This is a genomic window from Amycolatopsis tucumanensis (assembly GCF_021654135.1).
Classification (GTDB): domain Bacteria; phylum Actinomycetota; class Actinomycetes; order Mycobacteriales; family Pseudonocardiaceae; genus Amycolatopsis_E; species Amycolatopsis_E tucumanensis.
This window is the reverse complement of sequence record NZ_JAKGSD010000006.1, coordinates 107,025-123,037: the sequence shown is the minus strand read 5'-3', so window position 1 is coordinate 123,037 and position 16,013 is coordinate 107,025. Positions and strand designations below refer to the sequence as shown.

The window sequence follows — 16,013 nt, the reverse complement described above, 5'->3', positions numbered from 1 at the left end:
CCTCATCGCGCTGGGTGCTCAACGCGATCACGCAGTGTCGATCTTGATCGAGATTGACATACCGCCGGAACCTGCGCTGGCCCGCTGCCGGCACTGCGCCTGATCGTGTGATGGCCGGCCCGGGCGCTGCTTGCGCGAGTTGCGCTGCCGTATTCGTCCGGCTCGATAGGGTGGATCCGTGAGTGAGCCGCAGCCCCCGAAATACGGATTCCTCAGCGACGACTCGGTCGTCCCGCGTGGGCTCCGCGTCAGCGCCGCGTTCAGCTGGCGGTTCCTCGTGGTGGCCGCGGCCGCCTACCTCATCCTGCGGCTGCTCGCCTTCCTGTCGGTCGTGGTGATCCCGGTGGCGATCGCGCTGCTGCTCGCCGCGCTGCTCGCCCCGGCGGTGGCGCGGCTGGTGCAGATCCGGGTGCCCCGTGGTCTGGCGACGGCGATCGTGCTGATCGGCGGGCTCGCGGTGCTCGGCGGGCTGCTCGCGTTCGTGGTCATCAACGTCACCGACGGCCTGCCCGCGCTGACCAGCCAGGTCAACAGCAGTCTCGACCAGATCCGCGACTGGCTGATCAACGACCTGCACCTCAAGCAGGAGCAGATCCAGCAGTTCCTGGACAACTCGATCGCGTTCCTGCAGGACAACCAGGCCGCGTTCACCAACAGCGCGCTCACCACGGCGACCACCGTCGGCGAGATCCTCACCGGGTTCGTGCTGACGCTGTTCGTCCTGATCTTCTTCCTCGCCGGCGGCGACAAGATCTGGAGCTGGGTGACGCTGGGCATCCCGCAGCGGGTCCGGCGCCGGGTGGACGTCGCGGGCCGGCGCGGGTTCGCCTCGCTGGTCGCGTTCGTCCGTGCCACCGCCGCGGTCGCCGTGGTGGACGCGGTCGGCGTCGGGATCGGGCTGGCGATCCTCGGTGTCCCGCTCGCGATCCCGCTGTCCACGCTGGTGTTCCTCGGCGCGTTCATCCCGATCTTCGGCGCGGTGATCACCGGCGCGGTCGCCGTGCTCGTCGCGCTGGTCACCAAGGGTTTCGTCACCGCGCTGATCGTGCTGGCGATCCTGATCGCGGTCATGCAGCTGGAGAGCCACATCCTGCAGCCGCTGCTGCTCGGCCGGGCGGTCAAGCTGCACCCGCTGGCCGTGGTGCTCGGCATCGCCGCGGGTCTGGTCATCTACGGCATCCCGGGCGCGCTGCTCGCGGTGCCGCTGATGTCGATCGTCAACGCCGGCGTGCGCTCGCTGCTGCACGAGGTCGACCCGGACCCGGCCGAGGTCGACGTCCTGCACGACATCGAAGCCGTGCCCAACGCCGACCCCGCGGAGGCGGACAAGGAGCCCGGCGAACCGGACAAGTCGTGAGCCGCCGGTTCGGCCCGACTGCGCGCGAACCGGCGACCCCGCTGTGGTGGGGCACGATCGGCCTGCGCGTGCTGACTCTGCTGTTCGCGCTGGGTGCGGTGATCGTGCACAGCGACGGCTACCAGCGACCGTGGCTCGCCTGGACCGTGCTCGGCGCGATGGCGTTGTGGACGGTCGCGACCGCGCTGGTCTACGCGCGGGAGGCGCTGCGGTGGCGGTGGCGCTGGTTCGTCCTCGCCGACGTCCTGGTCACCTGCGCCCTGATGCTGACCTCGCCGTGGATCCTGACCGACGCGCAGAACGCGGCCGTGGCGCCGCTGATCACGACCGTGTGGGTGGCCGGGGCGCCGGTCGCCGCGGGCACGCGCTTCGGCGGGGTGGGCGGTGTCGCCGCCGGGCTGGTGATCGCGGCCGCGACGGGGATCGCGCGGCAGGGGTTCACCCTCGACGTGGCGCGCGACGGGGTGCTGCTGGTCGCGAGCGGGCTGCTGATCGGGATGAGCGCGACCACCGCCCGCAAGTCGGCGGCCGTGCTCGCCGAGGCGCTGCGCACCGAGGTCGCGAACGCCGAGCGGGAACGGCTGGCGCGGGACATCCACGACAGCGTGCTGCAGGTGCTGGCGCGCGTCCGGCGGCGCGGCGCCGAGCTGGGCGGGGAGGCGGCCGAGCTCGCCGAACTGGCCGGTGAGCAGGAGATCGCGCTGCGGGCGCTGGTCACCACCGGGCCGAGGGGGCACAGCACCGGCGAGACCGACCTGCGGGCCGCGCTGCAACTGCTGGGGTCGTCGAAGGTGCAGGTCGCCGCGCCGGCTGGCGAGGTGAACCTGCCGTCGCGCACGACCGCGGAGCTGGTCGCCGTCGTCCGCGAGGCCCTGTCCAACGTCGACAAGCACGCCGGCCCGGCGGCCAAGGCGTGGGTGCTGCTGGAGGACGTCGGTGGCGAGGTCGTGGTGACCGTCCGGGACGACGGTCCGGGCATCCCCGAGGGACGGCTCGCGGATGCGGAGGGTGAGGGCCGGTTGGGCGTTGTTCGCTCGATGCGGGGACGCGTGGCCGAACTCGGTGGCACGATCTCCCTGGAGACCGCGCCAGGGCAGGGGACCGAATGGGAGATCCGGGTGCCGAGGAAATGATCAGCGTGATGGTCGTCGACGACCACCCGATCTGGCGGGACGGCGTGGCGCGCGACCTGACCGAGAACGGCTTCGACGTGCGGGCGACCGCGCCGGACGCCACCGCCGCGGTGCGCATCGCGGCCGCGGTCCGGCCCGACGTGGTGCTGATGGACATGAACCTGGGCAGCACGTCCGGGGTCGACGCGACCCGCGAGATCACCACGTCGCTGCCGGACACCCGGGTGCTGGTGCTGTCGGCCAGCGGCGAGCACAGCGACGTGCTGGAGGCGGTCAAGGCCGGGGCGTCCGGGTACCTGGTGAAGTCGGCGTCGGTGCGGGAACTGGTCGAGGCCGTGCGCCGGACCGCGGAGGGCGACCCGGTGTTCACGCCCGGGCTGGCCGGCCTGGTGCTGGGCGAGTACCGGCGGATGGCGGACGCGCCGGCCGGCGGAGTGGCGCCGCCGCGGCTGACCGAACGGGAGACCGACGTCCTGCGGCTGGTCGCGAAGGGCCTCACGGCGCGGCAGATCGCCGAGCGGCTCGTGTTGTCGCACCGGACGGTGGAGAACCACGTGCAGTCGACGCTGCGGAAGCTGCAGCTGCACAACCGCGTGGAGCTCGCGCGCTACGCGATCGAGCACGGGCTCGACAAAGACTAGGGATTTTCCCGGATCTCGGCCCGGGGTCCGCGGCCGTAGCGTGGTGGCATGGGCGAGGAGACCGGGACCAAGCCGATGAGCCCGCGCGACCTGCGGGTGTCGGACGCGGAGCGCGAGCACGTCGTCGAGGTGCTGCAGAAGGCGATCGGCCGCGGCATGATCGACCTGGACGAGTTCACCGAGCGCACCGACACGGCGCTGGCGGCGCGGACGCGGGGTGAGCTGAACGCCGTGCTCGCGGACCTGCCCGGGCTGGTGCACCCCGACGTGTACCCGGCCGCGCCCGCCGCGTCGTACTCGTCCGACCAGCGGCTCGAGCTGAACGCGAAGTACTCGGCGCTGGTGCGCAACGGCCGCTGGCTGGTGCCGCCGGAGGTCGTGGTTCGCAACCGGTACGGCTCGACGAAGCTCGACTTCAGCGACGCGCAGGTGAGCAGCCCGGTGGTGCGCGTCGAGCTGGACTGCAAGTGGGGTTCGGTCGAGGTGATCATCCCCGAGCACGCGGCGGTCGACCTGAACGCGATCACCGAGATCAAGTACGGCTCCCTGCAGGACAAGACCGGTTCGGACGGCCGGCCGGGCAACCCGCGGCTGGTGTTCGCCGGGCGGTTGCACGGGGGCTCGCTGGTGATCCGCCACCCGCGGCGAGGGATTTTCGGCCTGTAGCGGCGGGGTGGCGCCGGGGGCGTTCGCGCGGCGGGCGACGGGCACCCCTGGCGCGCGGCGCCCTGGAGGGGAAGCTGGGCACCAGTGGCGCGGGGTCGCTTTGGCGGGTTGATGGCACCCGGTAGGCGCCAGTGGTCGTGGCGTTCGCACCGGTTGCGCGCGGGAGTTCGCGCCGCCTGCGCGCGGGCGTTCGCGCCGCAGGCGGGCAGCGACTACGGCGGAGACCGTGGCGCCACCGCGCCGAAGGGGGCGCCACCGGCGGCGGGGCGCGAGCTCTCGCGGTGCCGCCCGCCGCAAGCGCCTGCGCCTCCAACCCCGCGCGCGGCCACCCCCACACCCAGCGCAAATCAGCCCCACCGGGGCTAACCCCCGCACGGTCAGCCCACCGGGCTAACCCTCAGACGGTCAGCCACCGAGGCTCACCCCCCCGCACGGTTAGCCCCGCGCAGCCAGCCCCGCCCGGCCAGCGCCGCGTCGTCAGTTCCCCCGCAGTCAGCCCCTTGCGGCGGCGCGGGCCTCGGCCGGCGTCGTGGCCTTGAGCGCGGCCTGTGCAGCCGCTTCGCAGTCGGCCAGCGTGGCCGTGGCCAGGCCGGCGCCCACGGCGCGGATCGCGCTCGCGTTCATCGACAAGCTCGTCATGCCCAGGCCGGTGAGCACGCGGGCCAGCAGGGGATCCGCGGCCGCCTCACCGCACACGCCCGCCGGTTTGCCGCTCGCCTTCGCGGCTGCGCCGATCATCGCGATCAGCCGCAGCAGCGCGGGCTGCCACGGGTCGTTCAGGCCCGCCACCGCGCCCAGCTGCCGGTCCGCGGCGAAGGTGTACTGCGCCAGGTCGTTCGTGCCCACCGAGACGAAGTCGACCGCGGCCAGGATCTCCTCCGCCGCCAGCGCGGCCGACGGCACCTCGATCATCACCCCGGCCCGCGCGATCCCCGCCGCCCGCACGCGCTCGGCGAACCACGCCGCCTCCTCGGCCGTCGCCACCATCGGCGCCATCACCGACACCTCGGCGCCCGAATCCGCGGCGGCGCCCGCGATCGCTTCCAGTTGCCGGTCCAGCACGTCCGGCCGGTCGAACGCCACGCGCAGGCCCCGCACGCCGAGCGCCGGGTTCGGTTCCGCCGCGGGGGACAGGAACGCCAGCGGCTTGTCGGCGCCCGCGTCCAGCGTCCGCACGACCACCGGTTTCCCCGCGAACGGCGTCAGCACCGCGGCGTACGCGGCACGCTGCTCGCCGACCGGCGGCTCGGCCGGTGCGTCCAGGTAGCAGAACTCCGTGCGGAACAGGCCGACGCCCTCCGCGCCCGCGTCCGCGGCGGCGCGTGCGTCCGCGGGTGAGCCGACGTTGCCGAGCACCTTGACGCGGTGGTCGTCCGCCGTCGCGCCGACGCCGTTCCACTCCGCCGCGCCCTCGCGTGCCGCGGCGACCACCGGGGCGTCCGCCGCGACGACCTCCACCACGCCGGTGTCGCCGTCCACCAGCAGCGCGTCCGCCTCCAGCGCGAGGACCCCGCGCACCGCCACCACCGCCGGGATGCCCAGCGAGCGGGCCAGGATCGCGGTGTGGCTGGTCGGTCCGCCCTCCTCGGTCACCAGCGCGAGCACCTGCGCCGGGTCGAGGCCCGCCGTGTCGGCAGGCGCCAGGTCCCGCGCGACGAGCACGCTCGGGCCGGCCAGGTCGGGCACGCCCGGCGGTGCGACACCCCGCAACTCCGCGATCACGCGGTCCCGGATGTCCTCGATGTCGCGGACCCGCTCGGCCATGTACCCGCCGGCCGCTGCAAGCGCTTTCGCGAAGCCGTTCGCCGCCTCGTACACCGCCCGCTCGGCGGGCCTGCCTTCCGCGGCCACCAACCGTTCCGCCTCGCTGATCAGCGCCGGGTCACCCGCCATCGCCGCGCTGGTCAGCAGGATCGTCGCGGCGTCGCCGGACGCCCGGCCCGCAAGCGCTTCCAGCCGCTCGGCGACCACGCGCGCGGCGGGGGCGATCCGCGCAGCCTCGGCCTGCGGATCGGACGGCGCGGGCCCGCTCTCGGGTGCGCCTGCGGGTTCGGCCACGGCGACGACCGGACCGCTCGCGCGCCCCGGGCTCACCGGCACCCCGGACAGCCTCGTTTCCGACATGGTCTAGACCATACCCTCTCCGGATGCGTTCCCGACCAGCGTTCCACGAACCCGCGGCTTCCGCAGCCGTCGGACTGGAACGCACGCGACCAGAGCGCGGTGAGCCCGTCCGGGCACTCTTCCCTATGCAAACGTGAAGATTCTTGTAACTTCTGCGGCTGATGGTGCGACACTAGGGTGAGCGTCCGCGACGTCACCCGATCGGGGCAATCTCGACATCGGGCCGTCCCGCCAGGGTTCACGCGGGCTCTCACTTGGCGTCCGGCACCGGTTGCGCCACCGGAAGCCGGGCATCGGGTCGCTGGTACCGATCGCGTAGCCCCCCGAGCGATCGGTACCGGCGGCGCCCGATTACGTCGGAAATGCCGCGCTCACCTTCTAGAATGCCGGGATGGACAAGCCGACCCGACGGGGTCGCGAGCGCGCGGCGACCGATCAGGACATCCGCCGCACCGCGCGCAAGCTCCTCGTCGAGCGCGGACCGGAAGCCGTCACCCTGCGGGCCATCGCCCGCGAGCTCGGCATCACCGCACCCGCCCTCTACCGGTACTACGGCTCACGCGACGACCTCGTCGAGCACCTCCGCCTCGACGTCGTCGCCGACCTGGCCGCCGAACTCACCGAAGAACTCTCCGGGCTGCCCGACGACGGCGCGGTCCAGCTCTTCGCGATCTGCCGCGGCTTCCGCCGCTGGGCGCTCACCCACACCAAGGAGTTCACGCTCGTGTTCGCGTCGCCGACCGGCGAGGTCGGCTCGGCCGCGGGCAGCGTGGCGACCCTGAACCGGGCCAACGAGCCGTTCGGCCGGATCTTCCTCACCGCGGCCGGGCACCTGCTGGCCAACTTCCAGCTGGAGATCCCGCCGGCCGAAGCGGTGCCCGTCGAGCTGCACGACGACCTCACCGCGTTCCAGGACGACCTGCTGGCGGTGCTGCGCGAGTCCGGCGTCGACTTCCCGCCGGACAAGCTCGACCTGGGCACCACGTACGTGATGATCCAGTTCTGGGCGCGCCTCTACGGGCACGTGACGCTGGAGGTGTTCGGCAACTACCCGATCCCGATGTCCAAGCCGGACGCCGTGTTCGACGCGCTGCTGGCCGACCTCGCGCGCGAGATCGGCCTCGACACCCCCTAGAGGACCACGTTCACCAGGCGGCCCGGCACGACGATGACCTTGCGCGGCGTGCCGCCGTTCAACAGCGCCGCGATCTTCTCGTCGGCCAGCGCCGCCGCCTCGACGGCGTCCTTCGCCGCGTCGGCGGGCACCTGGATCCGCGCGCGGACCTTGCCGTTGACCTGGATCGGGTACTCCACCGTGTCCTCGACCAGGAACTTCTCGTCCGCGACCGGGAACGGGCCGTGCACCAGCGAGTCCTCGTGGCCCAGCCGGTGCCACAGCTCCTCGGCGATGTGCGGGCACAGCGGCGCCAGCATCAGCACCAGCGGCTCGACCAGCTCGCGCGGCGTCGCCTCGGCGGCGCCGTAGACCTTGGTGAGGTGGTTGTTGTACTCGATCAGCTTCGCGCCGGCGGTGTTGAACCGCAGGCCCGAGTAGTCGTCGCGGACCCCGGCGATGGTCTTGTGCAGGATCCGGCGGTCCTCGTCCGTCGCCTCCGCGCCGGACACGCGCAGCTCACCGGTCTGCTCGGAGACCACCAGCCGCCACACCCGCTGCAGGAACCGGTGGGCGCCGACGACGTCCTTGGTCGCCCACGGCCGGGAGTCGGCCAGCGGGCCCATCGACATCTCGTAGAACCGGAAGGTGTCGGCCCCGTAGTCCGCCGCCATCTGGTCGGGCGTGACCACGTTCTTCAGGCTCTTGCCCATCTTCCCGTACTCTTGCTTGACTTCCTTGCCCTGGTGGAAGAACTTGCCGTCCTTCTCCTCGACCTCCTCGGCCGGGACGTAGAAGCCGCGCTCGTCGGTGTAGGCGTAGGCCTGGATGTAGCCCTGGTTGAACAGCCGCCGGTACGGCTCCTCGGCGCTGACGTACCCCAGGTCGAACAGCACCTTCTGCCAGAACCGCGAGTACAGCAGGTGCAGCACCGCGTGCTCGACGCCGCCGACGTACAGGTCGACACCGCCCGGGTCGTTCACGCCGTGCTCGGCCGGGCGCGGGCCCATCCAGTACTGCTCGTTGCCCGCGTCGACGAACCGCTCGGCGTTGTCCGGGTCGATGTAGCGCAGCTGGTACCAGCAGGAACCGGCCCAGTTCGGCATCGTGTTGGTGTCGCGGCGGTAGGTCTTCTTGCCGTCGCCGAGGTCCAGCTCGACCTCGACCCAGTCGCTCGCGCGGGACAGCGGCGGCGACGGCTCGCTGTCGGCGTCCTCCGGGTCGAAGGTGCGCGGCGAGTAGTCGTCCACCTCGGGCAGCTCGACCGGCAGCATGTGCTCCGGGATCGCGTGCGCCTGGCCGTCCTCGTCGTACACGATGGGGAACGGCTCGCCCCAGTACCGCTGCCGCGAGAACAGCCAGTCGCGCAGCTTGTACTGCACCGTGCCGGCGCCGTGGCCGTTCTCCTCCAGCCACTGGATGATCGTCTTCTTGGCGTCGTCGACGTTCATCCCGTCCAGGAAGCCACTGTTGATCGCGACCCCGTCGCCGGTGAACGCCTTGCCGTCGAAGCCCTCGCTCGGCTGGACCGTGCGGACGATCTCCAGGCCGAACTTCTCCGCGAAGTCCCAGTCGCGCTGGTCCTGCGCGGGCACCGCCATGATCGCGCCGGTGCCGTAGCCCATCAGCACGTAGTCGGCGATGAAGACCGGGATCTCCTTGCCGTTGACCGGGTTCACCGCGTACGAGCCGACGAAGACGCCCGTCTTGTCCTTGCTCTCCTGGCGGTCCAGTTCGGACTTCCGGGACGCGGCGCGGCGGTAGGCGGCGACGGCCTCGGCCGGGGTGGCGGCCCCGCCGGTCCACCGCTCGTCCACATCGGACGGCCACTGCGCGGTGGTCAGCTCGTCGACCAGCGGGTGCTCGGGCGCCAGCACCATGTAGGTGGCGCCGAACAGCGTGTCCGGACGGGTGGTGAAGACCTCGATCTTGTGCTCACCGGCGGCGAAGGTGACGCGCGCGCCGTGCGATCGGCCGATCCAGTTGCGCTGCATCGACTTGACCTTCTCCGGCCACTCCAGCCGGTCCAGGTCGTCGACCAAGCGGTCGGCGTAGGCGGTGATGCGCATCATCCACTGGCGAAGGTTGCGGCGGAACACCGGGAAGTTGCCGCGCTCGCTGCGGCCGTCCGGCGTGACCTCCTCGTTGGACAGCACCGTGCCCAGGCCGGGGCACCAGTTCACCGGCGCCTCGGAGATGTAGGCCAGCCGGTGCTCGTCCAGGATCTTCAGCTGCTCGGCGCGGGTCAGCTCGCACCAGCCGCGCCCGTCGGGCGTGCGGCGCTTGTCCTGCGCGTACTCGGCCTCCAGCTCGACGATGGGGCGGGCCTTGCCCAGCTTCTCGTCGTACCAGGAGTTGTAGATCTTCAGGAAGATCCACTGGGTCCACTTGTAGTACTCCGGATCGATCGTCGCGATCCGGCGGCGCTCGTCGTGGCCAAGCCCCAGCCTGCGGATCTGCCGCAGGTAGGTCTCCATGTTCTGCTCGGTCGTCGTGCGCGGGTGCTGCCCCGTCTGCACCGCGTACTGCTCGGCGGGCAGGCCGAACGCGTCGAAGCCCATGGTGTGCAGGACGTTGCGCCCGATCATCCGGTGGTAGCGGGCGTAGACGTCCGTCGCGATGAAGCCCAGCGGGTGCCCGACGTGCAGACCGGCCCCCGACGGGTAGGGGAACATGTCCTGCACGAAGAGCTTGTCCGAGGGAACGCTGGAGTCGGTCGCCAGCGAGCCGGCCGGGTTCGGTGCGTGGAAGGTGCCGTGATCGGCCCAGTAGTTCTGCCAGCGCAGCTCGACCCGACCGGCCAGCTCGGCGTTGTACCGGTGGCCGGGCGTTTCCTCGATTGCTTCACTCACCCAACCATGGTAAGCGGCCCGGCCTGCCCGGCTCTCAGCGCACCGCGAATGCGATGACCTGCGTGATCTGGCGGGTCGACAGGTTGTCGTCGCTGACCAGCAGCAGGGTCCGCTCGCCGCTCGGCAGGCGCGGTCCCCAGGTCATGCCCTCCAGGTTGTCGACCTTGGACAGCGGGTAGTCGGCCAGGTCGAGCAGCAGCTTCTTCCGCACCGGCCGCACCTTCGCGCCGTCCAGGGAAGCGGTGTGCAGGACGTTCGTCGCGCCGGTCGTGTCGATCTCGTAGATCCGCACCTTGTTGCCGACGCCGGACACGTAGGAGCGCTCCATCACGAGGTAGCGCGACGGGTCCAGCGGATCGGCGGCGAGGATCGACGAGACGCCGGTGTCGGTGGTGCCGCCGGGCGGGTTCGAGTCGGCGAAGACCGGTTCCTGCGGGTAGGCGTACTGCGCGAGGACCGGACCGGTGCGGGCCTGCACGGTGATCCGGGACAGCGCGCCCCGCTCGGGCGTCGCGACCGGGCCGTCCTGCAGCAGCGGGCCCTCCACCGAGCTGACGACGAGCGTGCCCGCGGCGGCGAAGGTGAGGCCTTCCAGCACGAGGTTGCGGCGCGGGCCGGAGTCCGGGCGCATCCGCTCGTTGTCCGGAATCGGCAGGGTGCGCACGTAGCCGCCGTCGCGCCGGGCCACCTGGACCGACGGGTCGATCAGCGCGGTGTCCGACCGGATGCCCTCCTGGCTCCAGTAGTAGGAGCCGGTCCACGGGTCGACCCGCATCTCCTCGGGGTCGACCGAGTCCTCCGGGTAGGTGCCGCCGTCCGGCTGCCGGAACAGCTGCGCGCTGGTGAAGGTGACCGGTCCGAGCCCCTTGGCGGACACCGGGACCTTCGCCGTGAAGAACCGGGCCGGCGCCTCGGAGGTGTCGTCGGCGATGAAGACGTACTCGCCGGTGCGCGGGTCGTAGTCGATGCTCGACAACTCCCCGATCGTGTAGTCGCCGACGGGCAGCGCGTGCGAGATAATTTGTTCCCCCAGGAAACGCACGGGCGCGGGAGCGGCCTGTGCGGCGGGAGCGACGGTCAAGAGCAGAGAGCCGGCGAGCACGCCGGCCGAGAGTCGCTTCAGCATGGCGTGCAGCACAGCGCACGTGGGTGTCCAGCGGGTAGCGCCAACATCACGCTTATGCTCGTTGACGTGTTCGTAGTCGCGCTGGTTCCGCTCGTGCTGGGTGTCGTCGTGGGCTGGGGAGGCCTGCTCGGCTGGCGGGAGAAACTCCCGCGCGACCGCGGCGCCGGTGTGCGCACGGCCGCCACCCTGCGCTCCGACGAGGCGTTCCGCGTCGCGAACCGCGTCGCCGGGCTGCCCACCATGGTCGCCGGGGTGATCGGGATCGTGGCCGGGATCGCCGGCCTGCTCATGCCGGGCACCGCGGGTGTCCTGACCGCGACCGCGATCGGCCTGGTCGGCATGTTCGCGCTCGTCGCCGGTGGTGGCGTGCTGGGCAACCGGGCCGCGGCCGCCGTGCCGCCGCCGGCTCCCGCCGCGCCGGCCGGGTGCTCCGGTTGCGCTTGCGGCGGGTGTGCCGTGCAGCGCGCCTAGTTTCGCTGCAAGTCGCCCGGGTGGGTGGCCAGCAACGCCGTCGGCACACCCTGGCGGCGCAGGACCTGGCCCCACAGGTCCCGCTCCGGCGTGGCCAGCACGTCGCTGGGCAGCGCCGGGACGATGAGCCAGTCACCGCGGTCGATCTCGCCGTCCAGCTGACCGGAGTCCCAGCCCGCGTAACCCGCGAACACGCGCAGGCCACGCACCTTCGGCACCAGCGCGTCCGGATCGGCGTCCAGGTCGACCAGCGCCACCGGACCACGCACGCCGATCAGCCCCGGCACGCCCGACGCGGTCTCCCCGGCACGCAGCGCGGCCAGGCACAACGCGGTCTTCTTCTCCACCGGGCCGCCGACGAACACCGACTGCGGCTCCACCACGTGCCGTCCCCAGCTGGGCAGCACGTCGTCGACCGGCACGTCGCTCGGGCGGTTCAGGACGACCCCGAGCGTTCCCTCCTCCCGGTGGTCGATGATGAACACCACCGTGCGGCGGAAGTTGGGATCGAACATCGTAGGAGCGGCGACCAGGAGCGATCCCGGTTCAACCTCGGCGTCCGCTGGCACGCACCCATGATCCCACTCCCGGAAAACAGGGCCGCACGGCCGGGAACAAGGCGCGGCCCCCACCCGTTGGACTGGGTGGCCGGCGCACTCCGTGTCCCCCGGGCTCACTGAAGAAAAGCCTTTGTGGAATACCGTTCGGCAGGAGCCACACTGCGCAATGCCGCCGAGAGGCGACCAAGTGCGCCGGCCCTCGAAATCTTCCCCTCCTTCCGGCGCGCCCGGCACCGTAAGCTGGTGAGCCGTGACAGCGAGTGCACATCCCGTCGAGAAGGTGTCACCGCGCGCGTTCTTCGCGATGGCGGGCTTCCGCACGCTTCTGTTCACCCGCTTCGCCGCCCAGTTCTCCGACGGCATGTTCCGGGCCGGGCTGGCCGGGGCGGTGCTGTTCAACCCCGAGCGCGGCGCCGACCCGCTGACCATCGCGGGCGGGTTCGCCGTCCTGCTGCTGCCGTACTCGTTCATCGGGCCGTTCGCGGGCGCTCTGCTGGACCGCTGGGACCGGCGGCGCGTGCTGATCGTGGCCAACCTGCTGCGCGGCACGGCGATCGTCGCGACCGCGGTCTCGGTCGGGCTCGGGTTCGCCGGGCTGGAACTGTTCGTGCTCGCGCTGATCGTGGAGGGCATCTCGCGGTTCGTCGGGTCCGGTCTGTCCGCGTCGCTGCCGCACGTCGTGCCAGCGGGCACCCTGGTCACGGCCAACGCGGTGGCGACCACGCTCGGCTCGCTGGTCGCGGTGCTCGGCGGCGGGGTCGCCATCGGGTTGCGGTCGTTGATCGGCGCCGGGAACACCGGTTCCGGCTGGACGACGGCCGTCGCGATGCTCGGCACTGTGGTCTCGGCCGCGATCGCCCGCCGGTTCGCCCGTGGCGCGCTGGGACCGGATTCGGTCGACGAGCCCAGTGATGCGTTCCTTGCCGTGGCCCGCGGCTTGGTCGACGGGGCCAAGGCCGCGCTGGGCGCGCCCAGCGTCGTCGCCGGGTTCGTCGCGCTGCTCGCGCACCGGGCGTCCTACGGCATTTCGCTGCTGATCACGGTGCTGCTGCTGCGGTTCAGCTTCACCGACCAGGGGCTGCTCAAGGCCGGGCTGCCCGGACTGGGGCAGCTCGCCGCGATGGCGGGCGCCGGGATCCTGTTCGCCGGCTTCCTCACGCCGCGGCTGGTGCGCAGGCTCGGCCGCCGCCGCGCGATCCCCGGCGCGCTGGTGGTCGCCGCGGTCGCGCAGGCCGGGCTCGGCCTGCCGATGCAGCTGCCGACCGTGCTGGTCGCGTCGTTCGTCATCACCGCCGCAGGCCAGGTCGTCAAGCTGTGCGTGGACTCCTCGATCCAGCACGACGTGCGCGACGAGGCCCGCGGCCGGGTGTTCTCCCTGTACGACACGCTGTTCAACATCACGCAGGTGATCGCGGTCTCCCTCGCCGCGACGGTCGTGCCGTTGACCGGGCGGTCCGTGTCGCTGCTGCTCGTCGCCACCGCGCTGTACCTGCTCGGCGCGGCCGGGTACCTGGTGATCGCGCGGCGCGCCCGCACCGAGTGACGGAATTTTCCCGATTACGCCGACCGGCGGAACGCGGCCCACTAGAGTGGCCCGCGTGAGCACCCCGGGGGACGACCGCGCGCAGAAGGAAGCCCGCAACGCGGCGATGCGTGAGACCGTCGACCAGTTGATGGACAAGTTCCACCAGCAGACGGCGCAGCTGAGGGAGGCGCAGGAGGCCGCGTCCGCCCTCACCGCGGAACTGTCCTCGCCGGACGGCCTGGTCAAGGTCACCATCGACGCGCAGGGCACGCTGGCCGACCTCAAGCTCGCTCCGACGACGTTCGACCGCACCCGCCCGGAGGCGCTGGCGCGCACGATCAGCGACCTGGTGCGCCGCGGGATGCTGCAGGTCAAGCAGCAGCAGGCCGAGTTGTTCCGGCCGCTGACCGCGGACCTGCCCGACCTGTCCGAGTTCATCGAGGGCGCGCCGTCGCTGGCCGGCCTGATGCCGGACATCCCGGACTTCCTCGAACCCGAGCCGGAACCGGAGCCGCGCCCCGCCGAGGACCCGGAGTCGCAGACGATCATGCGCCGGGACGCGCCGATTTCTGCGCCGGCACCGAAACCGGCGGCGCGCCGCCCGCGTCCGAGCAACGACGACGACGAAATGCCCGACACCTGGATGACGCGGGGTGACCGATGACCGGACCCGGTACCGGCCATGACATGGACCCGGACACGGTCCGGTCCGGCGCGGGGAAGTTCCGGCCGGCGGGTGACGACCTGAAGGCCGCCGGCGCGGCGCTCAAGGCCGCGCTCGAGGCGCAGGGCGCCTGCTGGGGCAACGACGAGTCCGGCCAGGCGTTCGCCAAGGACTACGAACCGGCCGCGAAGAACTGCACCGAGGCCTTCGGGAGCCTCGACCAGGCGCTGAAGGACGTGGCGAAGGCCGTGAAGGACGCCGCGGACGCGACCGAGGGCACGCACAAGGACGCCGAGAAGGTCATCAAGAACACAGGTCAGGTCTGACCATGGGGATGGAGTTCCCCGAGGACGTCAAGTGGCTGCTGCCCATCGTCGTCGGCGAGCACTGGCCGGAGGGCGACGAGGACAAGCTGCGCGAGGTCCGGGACGCGTGGCTGGCCGCACGGGACGCGCTGGGGCCGATCGTCGACAAGGCGAACGGGGCCGCGTCGGAGGTGCTGAGCACCTGGACCGGTCAGCCCGCGGTCGAGTTCCAGAAGATGTGGGACAAGTTCGTCACCGGTGACGAGGCCTACTTCACGAACCTGACCAAGGCGTGCGAGGCGCTGGCGCAGTCGGCGGACGCGACGGCGCTCGACGTCGAGTACACGAAGTACATGATCATCGCGTCGCTGATCATCCTGGCGATCCAGATCGCGGCGATGATCGCGGCCGCCGTGGTGACGTTCGGCGGGTCGACGGCGGGCATCGTGCCCGCGCAGATGGCCACGCGGATGACCGTGCAGATGGTCTTCCGGCAGCTCGTGCAGAAGATGCTGCAGGAGGGCTTTCGCAAGGTCGCGATGCAGTTGCTGAAGCGGCTGGCCAAGGAGATCGCGATGAACGTCGCGATGAACCTGGCGCTGGACGGCGGCATCCAGGCGCTGCAGATGGCCAAGGGCGACCGCAAGAGCTGGGACTTCGACAAGACCGCCGGTGCGCTGGCCAGCGGTGTGGCCGGCGGTGTCGCCGGGGCGGCCGGGCACGCGATCCCGAAGGGCGCGACCAAGGGGCTGCAGGACAGCGTCGCCGGGCAGATCGCGGACCGCGCCGTGCGGGAGGGCGTGCGCGGGGCCGTCGAAGGCGTGGCCACGACGGTCGGGCAGGCCGCGCTGACCGGCGACCTCGGCAACCTGAAGATGCAGGACCTGGCGATGGGCGCGTCCGCGGGGGCCGTGGACCGCGCGACCGGTGGCGCCAAGGACCAGATCAACGAGATCAAGAGCTTCAACGCCGACGTGCGGGCGGGCAACATCAAGGTCGACGGTTCGCCGGTGGATTCCGGCTCGTCGGACTCGGGTGGTTCGTCGTCGTCTTCGGACTCGGGTGGCTCGTCCCGTTCGGATTCCGGTGGTTCGTCGCGCTCCGATTCGAGCGGTTCGTCGTCTGCGCCGGCCGCGCGTGAGCCGGCGATGGCCTCGTCGGGCAGCTCGTCCGGGTCGGTGTCGAACGCGATCGCGAACGACCGGGTGAGCGGCCAGTCGGCGGTGGTGGCGGATCGCCCCGCCACGACGGCTGAACCCCCACGGTCCACTTCGGACGGCGGTGCCGCCCACCAGGGCGGCCAGGCCCCGGCGGCGTCGACCGCCGCACCGGCAGCCCCGGTCGGCGGCGCACCAGTGGGCGGCGCCCCCAGCCAGGCCGGCGGGGGTTCGACGGCAGGTACTTCGGGCGGTTCGTCCGGCGGTTCGTCCGGCGGTTCGTCCGGCGGTTCGTCCGGCGGTTCGTCCGGCGGTTCG

At 71.9% G+C, this 16,013-nt stretch carries 14 protein-coding genes; 10 read left to right on the top strand and 4 right to left on the bottom strand.

Going from position 1 to position 16,013, the window contains the following annotated elements:
• The first annotated feature begins 178 nt into the window (after positions 1-178).
• From L2C96_RS09280 to L2C96_RS09265, 4 genes are read left to right on the top strand one after another with little or no spacing between them, the layout of a single operon-like run.
• Positions 179-1,357 carry an AI-2E family transporter gene (locus tag L2C96_RS09280; protein ID WP_020416195.1) on the top strand — a complete coding sequence of 393 codons (1,179 nt, stop codon included), beginning with the start codon at positions 179-181 and terminating at the stop codon, positions 1,355-1,357.
• Positions 1,354-2,490: a MacS family sensor histidine kinase gene (gene macS, locus L2C96_RS09275; RefSeq protein WP_237335852.1), complete on the top strand. Its 1,137-nt coding sequence runs from the start codon at positions 1,354-1,356 to the stop codon at positions 2,488-2,490. The genes L2C96_RS09280 and macS overlap by 4 nt, the downstream gene beginning before the upstream one ends.
• Positions 2,487-3,131 (top strand): response regulator, encoded by a 645-nt coding sequence (locus tag L2C96_RS09270; RefSeq protein ID WP_037322754.1) that lies wholly within the window; start codon positions 2,487-2,489, stop codon positions 3,129-3,131. Before macS ends, L2C96_RS09270 begins: the two co-directional genes overlap by 4 nt.
• Before the next feature lie 48 nt (positions 3,132-3,179).
• The gene (locus tag L2C96_RS09265; protein WP_237335851.1) at positions 3,180-3,797 is read left to right on the top strand and encodes a DUF1707 SHOCT-like domain-containing protein; all 618 of its coding nucleotides are present in this window, start codon (positions 3,180-3,182) and stop codon (positions 3,795-3,797) included.
• Between the two features lie 492 nt (positions 3,798-4,289).
• Here L2C96_RS09265 and ptsP read toward each other — a convergent pair whose 3' ends face one another.
• Positions 4,290-5,921: a phosphoenolpyruvate--protein phosphotransferase gene (gene ptsP / locus L2C96_RS09260; protein ID WP_237335850.1), complete on the bottom strand. Its 1,632-nt coding sequence runs from the start codon at positions 5,919-5,921 to the stop codon at positions 4,290-4,292.
• Between the two features lie 391 nt (positions 5,922-6,312).
• On the opposite strand from ptsP, the gene L2C96_RS09255 reads away from it, so the two are divergent.
• Positions 6,313-7,056 (top strand): TetR/AcrR family transcriptional regulator, encoded by a 744-nt coding sequence (locus L2C96_RS09255; RefSeq protein WP_020416200.1) that lies wholly within the window; start codon positions 6,313-6,315, stop codon positions 7,054-7,056.
• On the opposite strand, the gene leuS is transcribed toward L2C96_RS09255, so the two are convergent.
• Both leuS and L2C96_RS09245 read right to left on the bottom strand, forming a co-directional pair.
• A complete protein-coding gene (gene leuS / locus L2C96_RS09250; protein ID WP_020416201.1) occupies positions 7,053-9,887 on the bottom strand; it encodes a leucine--tRNA ligase in 2,835 nt (944 codons plus the stop codon). The two genes, L2C96_RS09255 and leuS, sit on opposite strands and share 4 nt — an antisense overlap.
• Before the next feature lie 34 nt (positions 9,888-9,921).
• Positions 9,922-11,013 carry an esterase-like activity of phytase family protein gene (locus L2C96_RS09245; protein ID WP_027935572.1) on the bottom strand — a complete coding sequence of 364 codons (1,092 nt, stop codon included), beginning with the start codon at positions 11,011-11,013 and terminating at the stop codon, positions 9,922-9,924.
• Between the two features lie 66 nt (positions 11,014-11,079).
• Here L2C96_RS09245 and L2C96_RS09240 point away from each other — a divergent pair, with 66 nt between their 5' ends.
• Positions 11,080-11,484 carry an SdpI family protein gene (locus tag L2C96_RS09240; RefSeq protein WP_027935573.1) on the top strand — a complete coding sequence of 135 codons (405 nt, stop codon included), beginning with the start codon at positions 11,080-11,082 and terminating at the stop codon, positions 11,482-11,484.
• On the opposite strand, the gene L2C96_RS09235 is transcribed toward L2C96_RS09240, so the two are convergent.
• Positions 11,481-12,116 carry a YqgE/AlgH family protein gene (locus L2C96_RS09235; RefSeq protein WP_255346830.1) on the bottom strand — a complete coding sequence of 212 codons (636 nt, stop codon included), beginning with the start codon at positions 12,114-12,116 and terminating at the stop codon, positions 11,481-11,483. The two genes, L2C96_RS09240 and L2C96_RS09235, sit on opposite strands and share 4 nt — an antisense overlap.
• A 232-nt stretch (positions 12,117-12,348) precedes the next feature.
• On the opposite strand from L2C96_RS09235, the gene L2C96_RS09230 reads away from it, so the two are divergent.
• From L2C96_RS09230 to L2C96_RS09215, 4 genes are all read left to right on the top strand, one after another.
• Positions 12,349-13,587: an MFS transporter gene (locus tag L2C96_RS09230; RefSeq protein WP_039791177.1), complete on the top strand. Its 1,239-nt coding sequence runs from the start codon at positions 12,349-12,351 to the stop codon at positions 13,585-13,587.
• Between the two features lie 55 nt (positions 13,588-13,642).
• Positions 13,643-14,233 (top strand): YbaB/EbfC family nucleoid-associated protein, encoded by a 591-nt coding sequence (locus L2C96_RS09225; protein ID WP_020416205.1) that lies wholly within the window; start codon positions 13,643-13,645, stop codon positions 14,231-14,233.
• Complete coding sequence (locus L2C96_RS09220) at positions 14,230-14,559, top strand: WXG100 family type VII secretion target (protein ID WP_237335849.1); 330 nt, start codon at positions 14,230-14,232, stop codon at positions 14,557-14,559. The genes L2C96_RS09225 and L2C96_RS09220 overlap by 4 nt, the downstream gene beginning before the upstream one ends.
• Before the next feature lie 2 nt (positions 14,560-14,561).
• Positions 14,562-16,013: WXG100-like domain-containing protein (locus L2C96_RS09215; RefSeq protein ID WP_443631309.1), on the top strand; the 1,452-nt coding region annotated here is incomplete at its 3' end.

Coding starts and splice junctions, on each gene's coding strand:
- L2C96_RS09270 (WP_037322754.1), top strand. CDS start 2,487: ATGATCAGCGTGATGGTCGTCGACGACCACCCGATCTGGCGGGACGGC.
- L2C96_RS09265 (WP_237335851.1), top strand. CDS start 3,180: ATGGGCGAGGAGACCGGGACCAAGCCGATGAGCCCGCGCGACCTGCGG.
- ptsP (WP_237335850.1), bottom strand. CDS start 5,921: ATGTCGGAAACGAGGCTGTCCGGGGTGCCGGTGAGCCCGGGGCGCGCG.
- L2C96_RS09255 (WP_020416200.1), top strand. CDS start 6,313: ATGGACAAGCCGACCCGACGGGGTCGCGAGCGCGCGGCGACCGATCAG.
- L2C96_RS09245 (WP_027935572.1), bottom strand. CDS start 11,013: ATGCTGAAGCGACTCTCGGCCGGCGTGCTCGCCGGCTCTCTGCTCTTG.
- L2C96_RS09230 (WP_039791177.1), top strand. CDS start 12,349: ATGGCGGGCTTCCGCACGCTTCTGTTCACCCGCTTCGCCGCCCAGTTC.
- L2C96_RS09220 (WP_237335849.1), top strand. CDS start 14,230: ATGACCGGACCCGGTACCGGCCATGACATGGACCCGGACACGGTCCGG.